Raw genomic sequence first — 17,192 nt, forward strand, 5'->3', positions numbered from 1 at the left:
TGTTTTCTAGATTTCAGACGGCCTTTATTCAGCCTAAAAGACAGCTAATTAGATAATTCCAGCGTTGGCGGTAGATGCTGTGTCATCATGAACATCAGTCGTATCGACAGACGAGTAGCTCATGCGCTCAGTATGCGTATTGACGGCTGACAAATTATTGATATTGCCATTGCCTGACAATCTCCCCATCAACTCTTGCAGGCTCAATGTGCCTTCATCGAAACGGAAGGTATCAATCACGGCATTGTTAGTGTTACCGGAAACGAATTGGTCATTGATGGTAATGCTGTCCCCTTCTGATCCCTTAATGGTAATTTTCCAATCAGTATTGCCTCGAACATCGCTGGTAACATCAATGTGCAGGTCATTAACAGAGATATTTTGGCCGAATTGCAGTGCATTATGTTCGCCTACATTATCGATAATCGTATCCTTACCTTCTCCAAGGCTGAAAACATAAGTATCGGCACCCTTGCCGCCTACCAAGTAATCGGTTCCTTGTCCGCCGAACAAAACGTCGTCGCCATCACCGCCATTCAAACGGTCATTGCCACTTTCGCCCCATAAAGTATCGTTGCCGTTACCTCCATGTATAGAATCATTACCAATACCGCCATTGAGACGATCGTTTCCATCATAGCCAAAAATAATGTCATTACCTGAATCACCGTTAATCGTATCATTGCCCAAACCGCCTCTGATACGGTCATTGCCATCGCCGCCGCTGACAAGAGCATGGCTGCTGTCTGTAATTGTGATGATATTATCAGCACCTAAATGAAGTGAGGCTTGGGTAAGACTGTGATCATCTATTTCCGCTACATTTTTTGCAGAAGTATTTTCTGCTACCGAAAGGCTATGATTATTTTCGATGGTTAATGTAGTCTCGTTTGCAGGCTCCGGAATATTGCCTTCTTTAGGATTACGGGTTTTGGTAATCTCTTGGTCGGAAAGATTATTCACAATAGTGTTATTTTCAATTTTGATATTGTTGAGTTCTCCCAAAATATCTTTTTCGGGAGTAGCATAATCCCTGCCTTCTTCTAAATCGATAGAACCCTTAACACGACCATATGTGTCCGTATTAGTCCCATTGTTTACCAGCAAGTTATCGTGAACGGAAATACCCGTATCATTGAAATCAAAATTATGGCTGTTTTTGAATACAGTGTTTAAGCGTACACCACCCCAATTGGCATTATCTTTGATAAGATTATTGGCTACTTCATGACCTTTACCGCCAAAGATACCAATACCTGCCGCACGCCAGCCTAATTCAACGGTATTATTCAAAAAGCGGTTATTTTCAGCAACATGGGCATTGGTATTCTCATGATGACTTGACCATGTTGCTAAGCCATCATCACCATTGCCGCGGATATTGGAATTGATAACGGTGGAATTACTGGTACCTTGGGCAAAGTTAACGCCGTCTGCAAAGTTGTTGCGAATAGTAGCATTAGAAATAGTCAAACCATTAGTGTAGTGCATATCAGATGCTGGGGCATAATCACCAATCCAGGCACCTACTTCAAAATGTTCAATTTTGATATCGTGAATCGATGAACCGTTACCCAAGGTACCGGAAATAGCTTTATAGTTCGCGCCTTCGTTATAGCGAGAAGTTAAATCCGAATCCATGGAAACATTTCCAAAATCAATTTTATTGGTGCCGTGTTCAAACACGATACCTCCTCCACCTACTTTTGTGCTGGTAAAGTGCAATTTAGTGTGCCATTGTCCTGCTCCACTAATTTTTACACCTTCGGGGGCGTAAATGTGCAGCTGTTGACTGAAATCAAATTGACCTTCAGGAATGTAAACAGATTTTTTAGACGCTTTTGCAGATTCGATTGCAGCCATGAATGCTTGGTAATCATCCGAGACGTCATTGGCAATTGCGCCGAAATCAGTAATGCTGACACTGTTTTCAGGCTGTTTAATGGCATCCGGTGCTTTTTCCAAATCAACCAAGTCAATGCCTATAGGCGTGCTATCGATATTAGTGATGGTAACCTTATCCCCTACCTTAATGTTGGCTTCTTTAAATAATTGGCTGACTTCATCAAATTGGAAGCGGGCAAGCCTATCTGCCGCAGGTGTATCATTAACTTTAATATCGCCATCCGGATGATATTTGTAGTTATCCAAATATTGCCAGTTGGATTTGGAAGATAAATCCAAAGTACCGATCACTGTATTATTGACTTTGACTTCTACTTTACCGCTTTCACCGTCAGGAACGGTATAACGGATGGTTGCAGCATTGGTTTCTGCTTGCGCAATAAATGAAACAGATGCATTAGTTGGCAAATCAACATATGCCTGACCGCTTGCTTCACGGGCAGTTACGCGATCTGTTTCTTTAGAAGAAGAGTGGTTCTCAACGATACCGTTCTTCAACTCACCCTGTTCTGCCTCGTAAGTCGTGTAGGCAAGTTTTGCACCATATTGGGAAGCGTTTGATACTACAGTTTTAAGGTCTACCATTTGATATATTCCTTCAAAAATATTGTATTTTTAAATTAATCTCCGATATAAGTTCCTATTGGTCATAAAATTAGCATAAAAGTTCAGTAATCTATTATTAAGTTTGATAAAGAAAAAAATGCCGTCTGAAAACACAACGGTTTTCAGACGGCATTTCAATACCTTAATAGCTTATCAATATGAGCTTAAACTAAGCCTTTTTTCTCTAGATAGCTTTCGTAATCACCCAGGTAGTGTTCATATCCGCCTTTGCCATCCAATTCGATGATTTGGGTAGCCAGCGAAGATACAAACTGACGGTCGTGTGAGACGAAAATCAGCGTGCCGTTATATTTTTCCAGCGCCATGTTTAAGGATTCAATGCTTTCCATGTCCATGTGGTTGGTCGGTTCGTCCATGACCAAAACATTGGGTTTCAAAAGCAACAGTTTGCCGTAAAGCATACGGCCTTTTTCACCACCGGAGAGAACCTTCACTTTTTTCACGACATCGTTGCTGCCGAAGAGCAAGCGGCCTAAAGTGCCGCGGATGACTTGTTCGTCATCGCCTTCCTGACCCCATTGGCGCATCCATTCGCTCAGGTCCATATCGACGTCGAAGTCGTTTTCATGGTCTTGCGGATAGTAGCCGACACTGGCTTTTTCTGCCCATTTGATGGTGCCTTCGTCCGGCAACAGGCCGTCTGAATATTCGGGGTTGTACGCGCCTGCCAAGAGTTTCAGCAAGGTGGATTTACCTGCGCCGTTCGGGCCGATGATGGCGAGGCGCTGGCCTGCTTCAAGGATGAAGTTCAGGTTTTTAAACAACTGGGTTTCAAAACGTTTGGCCAGTTTTTCAACTTCCACTGCCTGACGGTGCAACTTGGCTTTTTCGTCGGCTTCAAAACGGATATATGGGTTTTGACGGGTAGAAGGTTTGACTTCGACCATCTCCGATTTAATTTTGTCTGCCTGTTTCAGACGGCTGGTTGCCTGACGAGCTTTGGATTTGTTGGCAGAGAAGCGGGCGACGAACTCTTGCAGCTCTTGCAGTTTCTCTTTGGCTTTGGCGTTGTCTTTCAGGGCACGCTCACGCGACTGGGCGGAAGCGAGCATATAATCGTCGTAGTTACCCGGATAGATGGTGATGGTGTTGTAGTCCAAATCCGCCATGTGTGTGCAGACTTCGTTCAAAAAGTGACGGTCGTGCGAAATAATAATCATGGTGGAGTCGTACTGGTTCAACACGCCTTCCAACCAGCGGATGGTATTAATGTCCAAGTTATTGGTTGGTTCGTCCAAGAGCAATACATCTGGTTTGGAGAACAGGGCTTGCGCCAGCAATACGCGCAGTTTGAAGCCCGGGGCAACTTCTGCCATGGTCGCATTGTGCAAATCTTCGGAAATGCCCACGCCGCTCAACAATTCGGCAGCGCGTGCTTCGGCAGTGTAGCCGTCGTATTCGGCAAACTTAGCTTCCAGTTCGGCGGCTTTCATGTAGTCGTCTTCGGTAGCTTCGGGGTTGGCGTAAATCGCATCACGCTCGGTCATCGCCGCCCACATTTCGGTATGGCCCATCATCACTACGTCCAGCACGCGCATGTCTTCGTAGGCAAACTGGTCTTGGCGCAATTTACCCAAACGCACGCCGTTTTCAATCGCTACTTCGCCGGCAGTCTGTTCCAAATCGCCGCCGAGGATTTTCATGAAGGTGGATTTGCCTGAGCCATTGGCGCCGATCAAGCCGTAACGGTTGCCTTCGCCGAATTTGACGGATACGTTTTCAAACAGCGGCTTTGCGCCGAACTGCATGGTAATGCCGTTGGTAGAAATCATTATTCGTAAAACCTTTATAAATAGAATGTTATAATCGGACGCGATTGTAGCATATTTTTGCAAAGACCTCAGGATTGAGGCCATGGCAAATGTGCCCAATACCGATGCAAGATGAAAACAGGCAACGCTTCACGCAAAAATGCGTTGTAGGCAGCCTTTCAGGCCGTCTGAAACGGAGAAACGATATAGAAACGCACAAAATCTATTACGCCGTGATTATTTTGGTATGCGCCGCTTCCATGCTACTCAGCCCGTTTTTCTATATCCGCCGCACACGATCTGGCTCTGAATTGCGGCGCGCGCCCAGACAGTGGAAACCCATCCTCTTCGCCAACATCATCATGATTGCGGCTTTGTTTGTTTGGTGGAAATGGTTTTAAGGAAAAATAAAAAATGAACAAAATCTGGATCAGCACATTACTGCTCACTTTGACAACTGCGGTTTCCGCCGCGCCTATTTTTGAATGTACCAATTCTGCCGGCCGCAAAGTCTATACCCAAGCTGGCGGCAAAAACTGCAAAGCCAGCAATATCGGCAAACCGTCCGTATATACTTCTGCGCCTGTTTCAACACCGGCAACGCCGACTTCCCCAAGCAAAGCCGAGCAGGCGGAAGAAGCTGTCGCCCCGGTCAATCCGGCTGATGTCGGCGCGGCCAAGCGTGCTTTAGATACCGCTAAGAAAAATTTGGAAGAAGGCAAAAAAGTGCGTTATGGCAATGAGCGTAACTACGCCCGTTATCTCGAACGGATAAACGGTTTGGAAAAAGCCGTCCGCTCGGCTCAGGAAAACTATGACGCGGCGCAACGCCAGCCTGCATCTCAAAATCCTGTTGCCTATTGATCCTTACCACACCAGCAAGGCCGTCTGAAACTTGATGTTCAGACGGCCTTTTCATCTTTTCAATATAACAAAATCGTCTTTATACCAAACAAAGCATTCTTTCCAGTTTTCAGACGGCCTTGTTAAAGTAAGCGTGTATTAAATTCTGACGGTTGCCATTATGTTGTTACTCAAAACACCCTCTGTATTGCCGGGTTTCAAGCTCAGCCTGGGTTTGACGGTTTTGTGCCTGTCGCTTTTGGTGGTTTTGCCGTTTGCGATGATGGCGGCCAAAGCGGCGGAAATCGGCTGGAGCGGATTTTGGAACACAATTACCGAACCCAATGTCTTGGCGGCCGTCTGGCTGAGTTTGCGGATGTCGTTTTATGCGATGTTGACCAATATCGTGTTCGGCACGTTGGTCGCCTGGGTATTGGTGCGCTATGAATTTCCGGGCAAAGGGTTGGTAAACGCTTTGGTCGATTTGCCGTTTGCGCTGCCGACGGCGGTAACAGGCATTGCTTTGGCAACCCTATACGCTCCCAATGGCTGGATAGGCCGTTTTTTCGAGCCTTTGGGCATCAAAATTGCCTTTACGCCTACCGGCATCTGGATTGCGCTGATTGTCGTCAGCCTGCCCTTTATCGTCCGCGCCGTGCAGCCGGTATTGGAAGAATTATCGGGCGAGTATGAAGAAGCGGCGGCAACTTTGGGCGCAAGCCGTTGGACTACGTTCCGCCGTGTTCTTTTGCCTGAAATCACACCGGCCCTGTTGACCGGCGCAGGCATGATGTTTGCCCGCTCTACCGGCGAATACGGCTCGGTCATTTTCATCGCAGGCAATATTCCGATGGTGTCTGAAATCCTGCCCTTGATTATTACCGGCAAACTGGAGCAATACGATGCTCAGGGCGCGTCTGCCGTTGCTCTGTTTATGCTGATGATTTCGTTTGTCATCCTGCTGATTTTAAACATTATGCAATGGACTTTAAGCCGCCGCGCCGGAGCGAGGGTTTAACAAACAACAGGCCGTCTGAAACATCAAGCAAACATTTTTCAGACGGCCTAAACGGATACAAGAATAAATCGAGACTTCACTAACATGAAAACCCATTCTACCAATCCAAACCTGAGCGAACCGCGTTGGCTGCGCGTGTTGCTGACTGCTACTGCCTTGGGCTTTCTGCTGCTGATGCTGGTCGTGCCTTTGGTTGCCGTATTCTACGAGGCCTTAAAAGGCGGTTGGGATTTGTACCTGCAATCTCTGACCGATCCCGAAGCATGGTCTGCCATCAAATTAACACTGATTACCGCGCTGATTGTCGTTCCCGTCAATGCCGTATTGGGTGTGGCGATGGCGTGGCTGCTGACCCGTTTTGACTTCCTAGGCAAGCAGTTGCTGACCACCCTGCTCGATTTGCCGTTTTCCGTATCACCCGTGGTGGCCGGTTTGATGTTCGTCTTATTGTTCGGCGCGCACACGGCATTGGGCGGCTGGCTCGAAGCGCAAGGCATACAGATTATCTTCGCCATCCCCGGCATTATTTTGGCGACGCTGTTCGTTACCTTCCCCTTTGTTGCGCGTGAAATCATTCCTTTGATGCAGGCGCAGGGAGACAACGAAGAACAGGCCGCGCTGATTCTCGGCGCAAGCGGCTGGCAGATGTTTTGGCGCGTTACCCTGCCCAACATCAAATGGGCGCTACTCTACGGCATCATCCTTACCAACGCCCGCGCGATGGGCGAATTCGGCGCAGTCAGCGTAGTATCGGGACACATACGCGGCGAAACCAACACCATCCCGCTTTTGGTCGAAATCTTCTACAACGAATACAACTTCACCGGCGCATTCGCCCTCTCCGGCGTATTGGCACTTTTAGCCTTGGCCACCTTGCTGGTGCAAAACATCATCACAAAATTACAAGACAAAAAACTCGCCGCCGCCGAAAGGAACGCAGTATGAGCATCACTATTCAAAATTTAAACAAACACTTCGGAGCATTCCACGCGCTGAAAAACATCAACCTCAACGTCCCCACCGGCAAACTCGTTTCCCTGCTCGGCCCTTCCGGCTGCGGCAAAACCACGCTCCTGCGCATCATCGCCGGGCTGGAAAACGCCGACGGTGGCCAAATTCTCTTTGACGGGCAAGACGTCACCGCCAAGCATGTGCGCGAGCGCAAAGTCGGTTTCGTGTTCCAACACTACGCCCTTTTCCGCCATATGAACGTGTTTGACAACGTTGCTTTCGGTTTGACCGTATTGCCCAAATCCGAACGCCCGTCCAAAGAACAAATCCGCGCCAAAGTCGAAGAATTGCTCAAACTCGTGCAGCTCTCCCACCTCGCCAAATCCTATCCACACCAACTCTCCGGCGGCCAACGCCAACGCATCGCCCTCGCCCGCGCCCTTGCGGTCGAACCCAAACTCCTGCTTCTGGACGAACCCTTCGGCGCGCTGGATGCCAAAGTGCGCAAAGAATTACGCACCTGGTTGCGCGACATCCATCACAACTTGGGCGTAACCAGCATTTTGGTCACACACGACCAAGAAGAAGCCCTTGAAGTTTCCGACGAAATCGTCGTCATGAACCACGGCAAAATCGAACAAACCGGCAGCGCCGAAGCCATTTACCGCAAACCCGAAAACGCCTTCGTTACCGAGTTCCTCGGCGAAACCGATGCTTTTGAAGGACGCATCGAAAAAGGCATCTGGCATTACAACGGCTTCGCATGGAAATTGGACGCGCAATACAAATGGCAGGAGCAAACTGCCATCGGCTACATTCGTCCGCACGAATGGCAGCTGGCCGCCGAAAACGAAACACCGATGATCCGCGCCGAAATCGAAAAAATCCACGCCGTCGGCGCACTGACGCATATTTTGGTGAAACACGACAAACAAGACGTGCATATCACGCTGGCAGGCAGCGATGCCGCGCGTTACCAAATCGCTGAAGGCAAAGAATTGAAGCTGATTCCGAAACAGGTTTATGTCTTTTCTCAAAACGAACTGATTGAATATTCGATTTGAGACTAAAGCATAAGGCCGTCTGAAAATATGCTTTCAGACGGCCTTTCATCTTATTTAAACCTGCCAATCAATCGGCTCTAAATCATGCGCCTGCAAATAAGTGTTTGCCTGCGAAAAATGTTTGCAGCCGAAAAAGCCGCGATATGCCGATAAAGGCGAAGGGTGCGGCGCGGTCAGCACCAAATGGCGGTTGCGGTCGATAAACGCTCCTTTCTTCTGCGCATGGCTGCCCCACAGCATAAAGACTAAATGCTCGCGTTCCTTATCCAATTGTCGGATGACTTCATCGGTAAACGCCTCCCAGCCAAAAGTCGCATGAGAATGCGCCGCACCGGCACGGACAGTCAATACCGTGTTCAACAGCAACACGCCCTGTTCCGCCCAATGCTGCAAATAGCCGTGTTGCGGAATCTGAAAACCTTCAATATCCGTCGCCAACTCTTTATAAATATTGACCAGCGACGGCGGCACTGCAATTTCAGGTTGCACGGAAAACGCCAAACCATGCGCCTGACCCGCACCGTGATACGGGTCTTGCCCCAAAATCACAACCTTTACACTTCTAAACTCTGTCGTCCGAAAGGCATTGAATACATCGCGCTCAGGAGGATAAACGGTTATCCCAGCCTGCCTTTCGTGGCGCACCTTCTCCAAAATCGTTTGAAAATACGCCTTTTCTTTTTCCGCACCAATTGCCTCGTGCCAAGTCTGCATTATTTGCCGCTCCGTATTTGAATGGGCTTATTATAAAGGATATGCCGCATAACGATATGGTTTGTTGTCGCCGCAGGACTGAAGATTATCGACAGCAACAAACCTAAAGCGTCATAATAGCGTTCTGACTCAGGCCGTCTGAAAACCCAATACGGCTTTTCAGACGGCCTTTTTATATCGTTCGATTTTTATATGAATACACAAACCATCAAAACCTATCTTGTCGGCGGCGCTGTCCGCGACCATCTTTTAGGCCTGCCCGTCAAAGACCGCGACTGGGTAGTCGTCGGTGCAGATGCGCAAACCATGTTGGCTCAAGGCTATCAACCTGTTGGCAAGGATTTTCCCGTCTTTCTCCACCCGGACAGCCACGAAGAATACGCCCTCGCCCGTACCGAGCGTAAAACTGCCAAAGGCTATGCCGGATTCAGTTTTCATGCCGATAAAGACGTTACGCTGAAACAAGACCTGATGCGCCGCGACCTGACCATCAATGCCATGGCGCAGGATTCAGACGGCACGATCATCGACCCCTTTGGCGGACAACAAGACTTGGCGGCCGGCATCCTGCGCCACGTTTCGCCTGCCTTTGCCGAAGACCCCGTGCGGATTTTGCGTATCGCCCGTTTTGCCGCGCGTTATGGTTTTCAAATTGCCGATGAAACCATGTCGCTGATGCGGAAAATGGTAGAAAACGGCGAGGCGGATGCCTTGGTTGCCGAACGCGTCTGGCAGGAATTGGCCAAAGGCTTGATGGAGAAAAATCCGCGCCGAATGATTGAAGTTTTGCGCGAATGCGGCGCACTCAAAGTTTTACTGCCAGAAGTCGATGCCCTTTTCGGCGTACCGCAACGCGCCGACTATCATCCCGAAATCGACAGCGGTATTCATACGCTGATGGTTGTACAACGAGCCGCCGAGATGAACCTGTCCCTCGCCGAACGCTATGCCGCCCTATTACACGACTTGGGCAAGGCAAAAACACCGGCCGATATACTGCCAAAACACTACGGACACGACCTTAACGGCGTCGAACCCGTCCGCGAAGTCAATCAACGCCTGCGCGCGCCCAAACACTGTGCCGAGCTTGCCGAACTCGTCTGCCGTTGGCACATCATGCTCCATCAAGTCGGGCAGTTCAAAAGTAAAACTATTTTGAATGTTTTGAAAAAAACCGACGCATTCCGCCGCCCCGAACGTTTTCAGACGGCCTTAAACGTCTGCGTGGCCGACAAACAAGGCCGTCTGAACCTTGAAGACGCCCTCTATCCGCAGCGTGAACACTGGCTGGCCTTACTTGAAGCAGCCAACCAAGTAGATGCAGGCAAAATTGCCGCCGAGTGCCGCGCGCAAGGCAAAGCCCATTTAATTGCCGAACAAATCGATCATGCACGCTTGGCGCAAATTAGGCCGCTGCAAAAAGCGTATCAGGCTGAAAAAATAGGAGGCTATTGATGGCATCTTCGCGTTATAAAATCGAACTCATGCCCGACGGCATTGCCGTATCTGCACGTGTTGTACATGACTCGCAGGAAATCGGTTTTACCGCGGTATTTCTTATGTTTTCCTTTGCTCTTACATGCATCGCGCCGTTTTACCTTGAAGAACACTATTTCACTAATTTAGAAGCCATTCTCATCCCTTTACTTTTTACTTTCTACTTAGTGGGTTCACTTGTTTACGGCCTTCTTTGGCAACTTTTCGTACGTGAAAACATCAAGATCCGTAACCATACGCTGTCTCATGGTTATACCTTGTTCTCCATTGGGCGTTGGCGTAGTTTCCCGTTGTCAGAAATCTCCGAATGGCATTCTCGTGACCATATTCCCAAAGCTCCTATTGCACAAGGAAGGGAACAGAGGTTGCCAAACGAAAACCTATACCAAAATGGTATGAAACGAAAAATTCACAATATCCCCAATATTTTACGTATCCAAAAATGTGTACAAGGTGCATGGTCTTTCGATTATCAGGGAAAAACCATACGTATCGGCGATTTTTTTGATAGCCGCGATTTTCAGGCAGTCAATATTGAATTGAACAGATTTATCCCCACATTCGCCAAAGCCCGTCAACTTAAAGACGCCCTTTGAAACAGCCGACACGATATCCGCTATAATCCGCACCTTAACCATCTTATTTCAACAATAAAATCATGACTATCCAGACCAATTTACTTCACGAAAAAATCAGCAATGAAGATTATCAACGCCTCATTGTCAAACACAGCGAATCTTTCAGCGACGGCGAAATCTGCCTATTGAATGAGATTTTGGAAAAATTTGAATTTGATGTCATACAGGAACAAGCATTGGCGCAAGCTGTGATGCAGCAGGTGCGCTTCGATCCAAACGACTACCATATCGACAGCGACGATGAAGACACGACCGGTATCTGTCCGCACTGCATCAATCCGCCCATGCCGCCCCTGCGCGATTATTTGGTTTGGCGCGAAACACGTGGCTGAAAATTTCCCTAATCGATTTTGATAAGTTATTAACCATTCGTTATCGAACAAGGCCGTCTGAACAGGTGTCATCGTTACATTTGTTCAGACGGCCTTTTGTAAATAAATGTTCATGACTAGGATAAATCAGTATAATCTGCGCCGTTTGAATTTTCTTCGGAGCTTTTATGAATCAGCTTAAAACGGCGGTAGCCGGTGCGCAGATTTTGTTTGTCGCATTCGGTGCCATGGTGCTTGTGCCGCTTCTGACGGGACTGAACCCGGCTTTGGCATTATTAGGCGCAGGCTTGGGCACCTTGTTGTTCCAATTGGTTACCAAACGTAAAGTGCCGATTTTCCTCGGTTCTTCTTTTGCCTTTATTGCACCGATCATCTATTCAGTCAAAGAATGGGGTCTGCCTTCTACCATGTTTGGCCTGTTTGCGGCAGGTTTCATGTACTTCATCTTTGCCGCATTGATCAGATGGCGCGGTCTGGATGCAGTACACAAGCTGTTGCCGCCCGTGGTTATCGGCCCGGTGATTATGGTAATCGGTTTGTCCGTTGCCTCAGAAGCCAGCAAGATGGCCATGGGTCAATCAGGCGGCAAGCAGGTCATCGACTATATCGACTCGCTGATTCTCTCCGGCTTTACCTTTGCGGTAACCGTCATCGTTTCTGTCTTCGGCAGTAAAATGATGAAGCTGATTCCGATTCTGATCGGCGTGGCTTCCGGCTATGTGTTGGCTTTAATCATGGGTTTGGTCGACACCAGCGCCATCATCAAGGCTCCTTGGTTTGCCGTCCCTCATTTTGAAACGCCTCAAGTCAACTGGCAGGCTGCCTTGTTTATGTTGCCCGTCGCCATTGCCCCTGCCATCGAACACATCGGCGGCATTATGGCCATCGGTAATGTAACCGGCAAAAACTACACCAAAGACCCTGGCTTGGACAAAACCCTCGCCGGCGACGGCTTGGGCGTATGCGTGGCCGGTTTGATTGGCGGCCCTCCTGTCACCACTTATGGCGAAGTAACCGGCGCGGTGATGATTACCAAAAACAGCAACCCCGTCATCATGACTTGGGCGGCAATTTTTGCGATTTTCATGGCGTTTTTCGGTAAGTTCAATGCGTTTTTGGCTTCGATTCCCATGCCGGTTATGGGCGGCATCATGTTGCTGCTGTTCGGTACGATTGCCTCTTTGGGCATCAAAACATTGATTGATGCAAAAGTCGATTTGATGCAGCCGAAAAATCTGGTTATCGTCAGCTCCGTATTGACGACCGGCATCGGCGGCATGATTATCAAAGTAGGTACTTTGAGCTTCGCCGGTGTAGGTTTGTGCGCCGTATTGGCCATTATCCTAAACTGCGTTTTGCCCAATACCAAATCAGAAGAAGCATAAATAGCTGGCTCATAAACTCAAAGGCCGTCTGAAAATGAGATTTCAGACGGCCTTTTTATTACGCTTTATACAATGAAAAATGCCAGAGACTTTATCATCTCCGGCATTTTTGAATAAGGTGGCGAGCCGAACCCCCGGCACTGGCTCATCAGAGTGGGCTGCTGGCTTCCGCCCCTGACCCGGTGTTCCGAATTACCATGCGGGGAGACCCGCCATAGAAGAAACGCATTATAGCGATTTTACAGAAAAACTCAAGCGATAAAATCTCTCAGGCTGTCTGAAAACCATTTACACGACAAGATTGTAAACAATATTACCTAGTTGCAAATCATTCCCATTGAAATGTTTATCGTCTTTTCCGTTGAAAAATATCGAAAATTACACTACATTAACACTTTACGCCATCAAGAAGAAATTGCATTTTTCAGACGGCCTTTAATATAAAAACATTACATCCATCAACGGAACACGACCATGACCACGACTACTGCCCCTCAGCGTATTCGAGAAATTCCCTATAACTATACTTCTTATACCGACCGCGAAATCGTCATCCGACTGTTGGGCAACGAAGCGTGGCAAATCCTGCAAGACCTGCGCGGTCAACGCAAAACAGGACGTTCGGCACGAATGCTGTTTGAAGTATTGGGCGATATTTGGGTGGTCGTGCGCAATCCGTATCTGGTCGATGACTTGCTGGAGCACCCAAAACGCCGCGCCGCGTTGGTACGCGAAATGCGCCACCGCTTAAATGAAATCCGCAAACGCCGCGACGATAATCGGCAAGTGGATGTCTTGGTTGCCGCAGCAGAAAAAGCAGTCGAGCGTTTTGATAGCAGTTTTGATGAAACCAGCCAAAAACGCCATCAGATTTTGGAACGCTTAAGTAAAATCACCAAGCCGCACAACATCATGTTTGACGGCTTGGCTCGCGTAACGCACGTTACCGATGCGACCGACTGGCGCGTGGAGTATCCATTTGTCGTCGTCAATCCTGATACCGAGGCAGAAATTGCGCCTTTGGTGCGCACCTTAATCGAGTTAGACTTGGTTATTATCCCGCGCGGCGGCGGTACGGGTTATACCGGCGGCGCCGTGCCTCTGGACGCAAACAGCGCAGTCATCAATACCGAAAAACTCGACAAGCATCGCGGCGTCGAATACGTTGAGCTGGCAGGTTTGGATGGCAGACATCCGATTATCCATTGCGGCGCAGGCGTAGTAACCCGCCGAGTAGAAGAAACCGCGCATCAGGCTGGTTTGGTGTTTGCTGTTGATCCGACTTCCGCCGATGCGTCTTGCGTGGGCGGTAATGTGGCGATGAATGCAGGTGGCAAAAAAGCCGTACTGTGGGGTACTGCCTTGGACAACCTCGCCTACTGGAACATGGTTAACCCTCAAGGCGAATGGCTGCGTATCGAACGCGTGCGCCACAATTTCGGCAAAATCCACGATGAAGAAATCGCCTTGTTTGACGTACATACGTTGGATTCAGACGGCCGCAATATCGTCAATACCAAACGCTTGGAAATCCCCGGCCACAAATTCCGCAAAGTCGGTTTGGGCAAAGACGTTACCGATAAATTCTTGAGCGGTCTGCCCGGCGTGCAGAAAGAAGGCACAGACGGCATCATCACCAGCGTCGCCTTCGTATTGCACAAAATGCCGAAATACACGCGCACCGTGTGTATGGAGTTTTTCGGCACGGTTGCCACCGCCACGCCATCTATTGTCGAAATCCGCGACTTTTTGCTTGCCCATGAAAGCGTACGACTGGCCGGTTTGGAACATTTAGACTGGCGTTACGTCCGTGCCGTCGGTTATGCCACCAAAGCGGCAGGCAAAGGCCGACCTAAAATGGTCTTGCTGGCAGACGTGGTTTCCGACGACGAAGCCGCCGTACAGGCAGCCGCCGAACACATCTGCAAACTCGCCCGTGCACGCGATGGCGAAGGCTTTATCGCCATATCTCCCGAAGCCCGTAAAACCTTCTGGCTTGACCGCAGCCGCACTGCAGCCATTGCCAAACACACCAACGCCTTTAAAATCAACGAAGACGTGGTAATCCCGCTTGAAAGGCTCGGCGAGTATTCAGACGGCATCGAACGCATCAACATTGAGCTTTCTATCCAAAACAAACTCAAACTCTGTGCCGCTTTGGAACAATATCTGTCCGGCAAACTCCCCATCGACAAAATGGGTACGGACCTGCCGACCGCCGAACTTTTAGGCGAACGCGGCAAACACGCCCTAGCCCACGTTTCTGCCGTCAAAGCGCGTTGGGAATGGCTACTTGATAACTTAGACGCGCCGCTTGCCGACTATAAAGCATGCTATGGCGCAGCTGTCCACGCCGCGCCCGAAGCCAAAGACAATGAAAGCTGCTTTATTGCCTTCCGCGATTTCCGCCTGCGCGTGTCTGTCAAAGCAGACGTAATGAAGCCGCTTTCTGAAATCTTCAGCGGCAAAACCGATACCAAAATTATCCAAGGCTTGGGCAAAATCCACGCCAAAACCGTACGCAGCCGCGTCTTCGTTGCCCTGCATATGCACGCCGGAGACGGTAACGTTCACACCAATATTCCGGTTAACTCAGACGATGCCGAAATGCTTCAGACGGCCTATCGTTCGGTCGAACGCATTATGAAAATCGCCCGTTCGCTCGGCGGCGTAATTTCCGGCGAACACGGCATCGGCATTACCAAGCTTGAATTTTTGACCGATGAAGATTTGCAACCGTTTTGGAACTACAAAAACCAAGTCGATCCCAAACACACCTTCAACCGTCACAAACTGATGAAAGGCTCGGACCTGCGCAACGCCTATACGCCGTCTTTCGAGCTTTTGGGGGCGGAATCTCTGATTATGGAAAAATCAGACCTCGGCACCATCGCCGATTCCGTCAAAGACTGTCTGCGCTGCGGCAAATGCAAACCTGTTTGCTCTACTCACGTCCCGCGTGCCAACTTGTTGTACAGCCCACGCAACAAAATCCTCGGTGTAGGCTTGCTGACCGAAGCCTTCTTATACGAAGAACAAACCCGTCGCGGCGTTTCCATTAAACATTTTGAAGAACTGATGGACATCGGCGACCACTGTACCGTGTGCCACCGCTGCGTTAAGCCTTGCCCTGTCAATATCGACTTTGGCGATGTTACCGTAGCCGTCCGCAACTACCTTGCCGATTCTGGCCACAAACGATTTGCGCCTGCGGCTTCAATGGGCATGGCATTTTTGAACGCCACAGGCCCGAAAACCATCAAAGCCCTTCGCGCCGCAATGATACAGACCGGCTTCCCTGCACAAAACTTTGCCTACAAAATCGGCAAGCTTCTTCCGATTGGCACTAAAAAGCAAAAAGCCGAACCGAAAGCCACCGTCGGTACCGCCTCAATCAAAGAACAGGTTATCCATTTCATCAACCGTCCTTTGCCGAAAAGCGTGCCTGCCAAAACTCCGCGCTCCATGCTGGGCATAGAAGACGACAAGAGCATCCCCATCATCCGCAATCCGGCCGCGTCGGAAGATGCCGAAGCCGTGTTCTACTTCCCCGGCTGCGGCTCTGAGCGCCTGTTCAGCCAAATCGGACTAGCCGTTCAAGCCATGCTCTGGCATGTCGGCGTACAAACCGTTCTGCCGCCGGGCTATATGTGTTGCGGCTATCCGCAAGACGCAGGCGGCAATAAGGCTAAAGCCGAAGAAATGAGCACCAACAACCGCGTGGCTTTCCACCGTATGGCGAACACCCTCAACTACCTCGACATTAAAACCGTCGTTGTCAGTTGCGGCACCTGCTACGACCAACTGGAAAAATACCGTTTTGAGGAAATCTTCCCAGGCTGCCGTATCATTGACATCCACGAATACCTGCTTGAAAAAGGGGTGCAGCTAAACGGCGTGCAAGGTCAGCAATACCTCTACCACGACCCTTGCCATACCCCGATTAAAACCATGAACGCCACCCAAATGGCCAGCAGCCTGATGGGACAAAAAGTCGTCTTAAGCGACCGCTGTTGCGGCGAGTCCGGTATGTTTGCCGTCAAACGACCAGACATTGCCACTCAGGTCAAGTTCCGCAAACAAGAGGAAATTGAGAAAAACCTCAAAGAGCTGCCGCAGGGCGAACCCGTCAAAATGCTCACCTCCTGCCCAGCCTGCCTGCAAGGCCTGAGCCGCTATGCCGATGACAACAATATGCCTGCCGACTACATCGTCATCGAAATGGCGAAACACATCCTCGGCGAAAACTGGCTGGATGAGTTTGTGAAAAAAGCCAACAACGGCGGTATAGAAAAAGTATTGCTCTAAAGACTTAGACAAAAACTTTTGGCTGTAATAAAGGCCGTCTGAAAATCTTTCAGACGGCCTTTTGATTCAAAAGAATCAAAATACAATAATCAAATCAAATGCCTTTACAAATAGCGATGCTACACCAGCAGTATTCAATAAAAAATAAAACCTGAGGCT

At 49.2% G+C, this 17,192-nt stretch carries 13 protein-coding genes and 1 other RNA gene; 10 read left to right on the top strand and 4 right to left on the bottom strand.

Features of this window, described 5'->3' with window-relative positions; all coding sequences use genetic code 11:
• Positions 1–48: 48 nt before the first annotated feature.
• Together DBY97_RS00140 and DBY97_RS00145 are read right to left on the bottom strand one after the other, a co-directional pair.
• Positions 49–2,490, bottom strand: a complete 2,442-nt coding sequence (locus DBY97_RS00140) for a calcium-binding protein (RefSeq protein ID WP_107857056.1) — start codon at positions 2,488–2,490, stop codon at positions 49–51.
• A gap of 185 nt (positions 2,491–2,675) precedes the next feature.
• Positions 2,676–4,304 (bottom strand): ABC-F family ATPase, encoded by a 1,629-nt coding sequence (locus DBY97_RS00145; RefSeq protein WP_003683571.1) that lies wholly within the window; start codon positions 4,302–4,304, stop codon positions 2,676–2,678.
• Between the two features lie 185 nt (positions 4,305–4,489).
• Here DBY97_RS00145 and DBY97_RS00150 point away from each other — a divergent pair, with 185 nt between their 5' ends.
• The 5 genes from DBY97_RS00150 to DBY97_RS00170 all read left to right on the top strand — a co-directional run bounded on the left by DBY97_RS00150 (position 4,490) and on the right by DBY97_RS00170 (position 8,159).
• On the top strand, positions 4,490–4,684 hold the full coding sequence (locus DBY97_RS00150; RefSeq protein ID WP_036493670.1) for a hypothetical protein: 195 nt from the start codon (positions 4,490–4,492) through the stop codon (positions 4,682–4,684).
• 13 nt (positions 4,685–4,697) lie between these two features.
• Entirely contained in the window at positions 4,698–5,147 is a 450-nt protein-coding gene (locus DBY97_RS00155) for a lipoic acid synthetase (RefSeq protein WP_107857057.1), read from the top strand.
• A gap of 160 nt (positions 5,148–5,307) precedes the next feature.
• The gene (cysT, locus tag DBY97_RS00160) at positions 5,308–6,144 is read left to right on the top strand and encodes a sulfate ABC transporter permease subunit CysT (RefSeq protein ID WP_004520580.1); all 837 of its coding nucleotides are present in this window, start codon (positions 5,308–5,310) and stop codon (positions 6,142–6,144) included.
• Positions 6,145–6,228: 84 nt separating this feature from the next.
• The gene (gene cysW / locus DBY97_RS00165) at positions 6,229–7,089 is read left to right on the top strand and encodes a sulfate ABC transporter permease subunit CysW (protein ID WP_107723225.1); all 861 of its coding nucleotides are present in this window, start codon (positions 6,229–6,231) and stop codon (positions 7,087–7,089) included.
• Positions 7,086–8,159 (top strand): sulfate/molybdate ABC transporter ATP-binding protein, encoded by a 1,074-nt coding sequence (locus DBY97_RS00170; RefSeq protein WP_107857058.1) that lies wholly within the window; start codon positions 7,086–7,088, stop codon positions 8,157–8,159. The genes cysW and DBY97_RS00170 overlap by 4 nt, the downstream gene beginning before the upstream one ends.
• A gap of 54 nt (positions 8,160–8,213) precedes the next feature.
• Here DBY97_RS00170 and ung read toward each other — a convergent pair whose 3' ends face one another.
• Positions 8,214–8,873: a uracil-DNA glycosylase gene (gene ung, locus DBY97_RS00175; protein WP_107857059.1), complete on the bottom strand. Its 660-nt coding sequence runs from the start codon at positions 8,871–8,873 to the stop codon at positions 8,214–8,216.
• Positions 8,874–9,065: 192 nt separating this feature from the next.
• Here ung and DBY97_RS00180 point away from each other — a divergent pair, with 192 nt between their 5' ends.
• The 4 genes from DBY97_RS00180 (at position 9,066) to DBY97_RS00195 (ending at position 12,725) form a co-directional block, all read left to right on the top strand.
• A complete protein-coding gene (locus DBY97_RS00180) occupies positions 9,066–10,328 on the top strand; it encodes a multifunctional CCA addition/repair protein (RefSeq protein WP_107857060.1) in 1,263 nt (420 codons plus the stop codon).
• Positions 10,328–10,966: a hypothetical protein gene (locus DBY97_RS00185; protein ID WP_049333475.1), complete on the top strand. Its 639-nt coding sequence runs from the start codon at positions 10,328–10,330 to the stop codon at positions 10,964–10,966. Before DBY97_RS00180 ends, DBY97_RS00185 begins: the two co-directional genes overlap by 1 nt.
• Positions 10,967–11,028: 62 nt before the next feature.
• Positions 11,029–11,340, top strand: a complete 312-nt coding sequence (locus tag DBY97_RS00190; RefSeq protein ID WP_049333474.1) for a hypothetical protein — start codon at positions 11,029–11,031, stop codon at positions 11,338–11,340.
• A 167-nt stretch (positions 11,341–11,507) separates the two neighbouring features.
• Positions 11,508–12,725 (top strand): uracil-xanthine permease family protein, encoded by a 1,218-nt coding sequence (locus DBY97_RS00195; RefSeq protein ID WP_101755453.1) that lies wholly within the window; start codon positions 11,508–11,510, stop codon positions 12,723–12,725.
• Positions 12,726–12,842: 117 nt separating this feature from the next.
• Here DBY97_RS00195 and ffs read toward each other — a convergent pair.
• Positions 12,843–12,939, bottom strand: an RNA gene (ffs, locus tag DBY97_RS00200) — signal recognition particle sRNA small type.
• Positions 12,940–13,199: 260 nt separating this feature from the next.
• Here ffs and DBY97_RS00205 point away from each other — a divergent pair.
• Positions 13,200–17,033: a DUF3683 domain-containing protein gene (locus DBY97_RS00205; RefSeq protein WP_107857061.1), complete on the top strand. Its 3,834-nt coding sequence runs from the start codon at positions 13,200–13,202 to the stop codon at positions 17,031–17,033.
• Positions 17,034–17,192 lie beyond the last annotated feature (159 nt).

This window comes from Neisseria subflava (genome assembly GCF_003044645.1).
Taxonomy (GTDB): domain Bacteria; phylum Pseudomonadota; class Gammaproteobacteria; order Burkholderiales; family Neisseriaceae; genus Neisseria; species Neisseria subflava_B.